Annotated in this window: 4 protein-coding genes; all 4 read left to right on the top strand. The window is 66.3% G+C overall.

Going from position 1 to position 4,228, the window contains the following annotated elements; all coding sequences use genetic code 11:
* On the top strand, window positions 1-208 hold a 208-nt coding region (locus tag VN419_RS08505), incomplete at its 5' end, for a hypothetical protein (RefSeq protein WP_325646474.1).
* 30 nt (window positions 209-238) lie between these two features.
* The gene (locus VN419_RS08510; protein ID WP_325646476.1) at window positions 239-2,392 is read left to right on the top strand and encodes an AsmA family protein; all 2,154 of its coding nucleotides are present in this window, start codon (window positions 239-241) and stop codon (window positions 2,390-2,392) included.
* A gap of 24 nt (window positions 2,393-2,416) precedes the next feature.
* Window positions 2,417-3,208, top strand: coding sequence for an NYN domain-containing protein (locus VN419_RS08515; protein ID WP_325646478.1), 792 nt, complete (start codon window positions 2,417-2,419; stop codon window positions 3,206-3,208).
* Window positions 3,209-3,316: 108 nt separating this feature from the next.
* A partial coding sequence (locus VN419_RS08520) for a diguanylate cyclase (RefSeq protein ID WP_325646480.1) occupies window positions 3,317-4,228 on the top strand: 912 nt, incomplete at its 3' end.

Raw genomic sequence — 4,228 nt, forward strand, 5'->3', positions numbered from 1 at the left:
GCTGGCCCCGGCGCAGCCTCACGTGCAGCCCGATCACGCACAAGCGGCGCAGGCCGCCGCCAATTCCGCAGCGCTCGCCGCCGCCCAGACCGCCACAGCAGCCGCGGAGCAGGCCGCACGCGAGGCGAACAAGCGCGCCGAGGCCTTGGCCGCGAATCTTTCCAACATCCTTACGGAACTCAAAGCCATCCGCGACCTGCTGGGCTAGGCCGCTTACGCAGCAAACAGGAGGCCCCCCATGCGCTTTCTTGTCCTCATAGGCGGCGCGGTGGCGGGCGTGTTCGTCCTCGCCGCCATCCTGCTCACCGTCATGGTTGACCCCAACAAATACAAGGACGACGTCTCGCGCCTGGTGCGCGAGCAGACCGGCCGCGAGCTGGTGTTCGAGGGCGACGTGAAGCTGACCTTCTTCCCGCGCCTGGGCGTGGAAACCGGCGGCGTGCGCCTGAGCAACCCGCCGGAGTTCGGCGACAAGCCCTTCTCCCGCGTACGCAAGGCCAATGTCAGCATCAAGCTGCTGCCGCTTTTGTCGCGCCGGGTGGAGGTGGGCAAGGTGGCGCTGGAGGGCCTGGAACTCTATCTGGAAAAGAACGAGGCCGGGCGCGGCAGCTGGGCCGATTTCACCGACGGCGAACCGGCGGAGAACGCCACGCAGAAGCCCGCCAGCTCTGGCTGGGGCCTGGGCGACCTGTCCCTCGACGGCGTGCGCGTGACGGATTCGAGCCTCCAGTGGGAGGATCATCTGCTGGGCGAACGCTACGTCCTCACGGACTTGAACCTGGAGGTGAAAGCCATCCGCCAGGGCAAGCCCAGCGAGTTCAAGGCCAGCTTCCTGCTCGATTCGGCCAAGCCGCAGCTCAAGGCGCAGACGGACATCTCCGGCGTGGCGACTCTGTACGCGGCGGACGAGCGGCACATCTTCAGCGACCTGAAGCTGAAGGTGGCGGCCACGGGCAAAAGCGTGCCCGGCGGCAAGGGCGACTTCGAGTTCGGCCTGAGCGAGCTGAAGGTGGACAACGCCAAGCAGACCGCCCAGGCCACGGGCCTGAGCTTCTCCGGTTACGGGGCTAAGGGCACGGGCCAGTTCCTGGCCACGAACATCAAGGACGGGCCGGATTTGAAGGGACGGCTGGACGTGCCGGACTTCAACGGGCGCGAGCTTTCCGCCGCGCTCACGGGCAAGGCCCCGGACACGGCCGACGCGGCCGCCTATCAGCACATCACCGCCAGTTGCGAGTTCCGCACCGGCAAGGGGTATACGGAGATTCCGCAGCTGACGGCCAGCCTGGACGACGCCCGCGTGGAGGGGCGTTTCCGCGTCACCGGCCTGGAGAAGAAGGCCTACAATTTCAACCTGCGCATCAGCGGCCTGGACGCCGACCGCTTCCTGCCCGCCAGGAAATCCGGCGAGGCCCAGGAAAAGGCGGGCGAGGCGGCGGTCGGGGGTGCGGGGAACGATCCGCACAAGGACGACGTCTTCCCGGTGAAGGCCCTGCGCGAGATGAAGCTCGACGGCCAGATCACGGCGGAGCGCTTCAAGATCAAGGGCCTGCGTTTTACCACGCTCAAGCTGCCCATGATGGCCCAGGACGGCGTGCTCGACGTGGGCCAGGTGGAGGCCAAGCTGTACGACGGCAGCCTGAAGGGTTCGCTGCGTGTGGACGTGCAGGGCGAGCGCCCGGCGGTGACGCTTTCCTATCAGCTGGTCAACGTGCAGCAGAAGCCGTTCTTCAGCGATTTGGCGGGCAAGGAGAGCCAGTTCGCAGGCACCATGACCGTGGACACGGTTTCGCCCCTGGTGTGCCAGGGCAACACCATGCACGCGCTCAAGCGCAGCCTCTCCGGCCGGGTGCGTTTCTCCGTGCGCGACGGCGTGTTCCCCGGCGTGAACATCATGGGCGTGGTGCGCGACTCGGGCAAGAAGGCCAAGGATGCGCTGAGCGGCGCGGGCACCGAATCGAGCCCCGAGAAGTCCACCCGCTTCGGCAGCGTGGACGGCACCGCGGCCATCAACGGCGGCGTGGCGGCCATCAACGACCTGGACTTCAAGGCCCCGTTCCTGCGGGCCGATGGACGCGGCACCGTGGACATCGCCACCAAGCAGACGGACTACACCCTGCATGTGCGCGTGGTGCCCAGCACCGAGGGCCAGGGGGGCAGCTCCGGCCTTCTGGGGCTGGTGGTGCCAATGCGCATCACCGGCCCGTACGACAACCTGAGCTTTGGCACTGACTATCTGCGAACCATTGGCAAGGGCGCCCTTGACGCAGTGGGCGGAGTGGTGCAGGGCATTGGGAATGTACTGACCGGCGGCAAGAAGTCGCAGCATCAGGGCGGTACGCCGGAGAAGAACTCCGGCAACCTGCTGGACGGGGTCAAAAAGTTGTTTTAGCCGCCAATGTCGGCAGGAGTCTTCATGCAACGTTTCGCCTTCTTCGTCGATGGATCGAACCTGTATGGTTCGCTGCGCACCATGAATCTGGAAATAGCGAATTACGGTCAGCTCTATGCGCACATCTACCGCGAAGCAGTAAAAGTCTGGCACGAGGTGACCTTGCAGACGGTTCCGCCCGTGGCCCAGTTGCGCCGGGTGTACTGGTACGCCGTGGGCTCTGTGGACGATTGGGACCTGGGCGCGCCGCAGTCGCGCTCGGCCCTGCGCTCCGCCTTTGTGCGCGATGCCGAGATCCGCGCCCTGTGGATGACCCGCGTCTCCGTGGCCAACCCCACCATGCCGGAGGAGGAGCTGGAGGAGGCCGCGTGGAACGCCTGCGCCTCTGATTTCCGCGAGTGGTACGGGCAGAAGGTGCGGGCCATCGACGGCATGCGCCGCTTCTACGCCGGGGTGCGCGCCTCCTCGGACCTCATCGACATCCGCGAGGCCGGGCACTGGAAGGTGAATTTTCTGCACCGCTGGGTGGAGGAAAAGGGCCTGGACACCGCGCTCGCCGTGGACATGGTCGCCCTGCAGGACAACTACGACGTGGCCGTGGTCGTCTCGGGCGATGCCGACGCCATCCCGTCCATCCGCCACCTGAAGGAGCGCGGCAAGCACATCGGCGCGGTGGAGTTCGTGGGCGGCTCGTCCACGGACACGCGGGGCCGGGCGTTTTCCTCGCGCCTCAAGATCCACGCCGATTTCGTCCTGCGCATCCACGAGCAGGACCTGCTGCACCTGGACCACCGCAACAAAAATCTGAACGGATAGCGGGGGCCAGTTGCCGCCAGGCTTCGGCTTCGGCATACTGGAGGCGCGTTGCCTGCAGCCTCTGGCCCGCGTGCGCCGGGGGGCAGCTGCCGGAAATGTGGAGTCTGCTTGGCGGTAGTTACCTTTGAAATAAATTTCAGCACGCTCATGCCCGTGCTGCTCGGCGTTACCCTGATCCGGTTCGTGGTCATGGGGCATTACGCTTTGCACCGCAGGGTGTACCCCGGCTTCCGCACCTTTGTCCTCGCCGAGTTCTGCGCCCTGCTGGGCATGGCCGGCGTGTTCCTGCGCTCCGGCGCGGGCGAGGCCCTGCTGCCGGTGTTGGTGACCGGCCTGGGCTCCATAGCCCAGCAGATCACCGTCTACCATGGTCTGGGCGTGTATTGCCGCCTTCCCAGGTTGTGGGCCCGCACCAGGCAGAACATGCTCCTTGCCGCCGTGGCCGGGCTGGCCCTGGCCGCTGATCTTGTTCTCGTGCCGGACATCGCGCGCCGCGTGATGATCTATTCGGCCGCCTCGCTGGTCATCAGCCTGCGCGTGGGCCTGGAGATACCGCTTCTGGGGCGGCGCAAAATGGCCGGGCTGACGCTCTTGTGCGTCACCTTCCTCGTCGGCGGGGTACTCCATGGAGTGCGGGGCTGGAACATGCTCGGCGCTGTGGGCTACGACTATTCCGTCATGATGCGGGCGGACCCCATCCTGACCTATTTGCTTCTCTTCCGCACGATGCAGAGCGTGCTGGAATTCTACGTGGTGTTCTCCATGAACTCGCAGCTGCTTGAGGACGACCTGCGCGCCGCCACAGCCCAGGTGGCCCACATGGCCCAGACCGACGCCCTGACGGGCGCACTTAACAGGCGCGGGCTGGAAATCCTGGGGGCCGAGGCCCTGCGCAAGTCCCTCAGCCAGGGCCGCCCGGCCTCGGTCATCATGCTCGACCTGGACCACTTCAAGCGCGTGAACGACACCCTGGGGCATGTTGCGGGCGATGAACTGCTGCGCGACGTGGCCGCCCTGTGC

Origin of the sequence: Humidesulfovibrio sp. (genome assembly GCF_035560995.1) — a bacterium.
In the GTDB taxonomy this organism is placed as follows: domain Bacteria; phylum Desulfobacterota; class Desulfovibrionia; order Desulfovibrionales; family Desulfovibrionaceae; genus Humidesulfovibrio.

Excerpts from the sequence above, each read along its gene's own strand:
- VN419_RS08510 (WP_325646476.1), top strand. The coding sequence starts at position 239 with ATGCGCTTTCTTGTCCTCATAGGCGGCGCGGTGGCGGGCGTGTTCGTC.
- VN419_RS08515 (WP_325646478.1), top strand. The coding sequence starts at position 2,417 with ATGCAACGTTTCGCCTTCTTCGTCGATGGATCGAACCTGTATGGTTCG.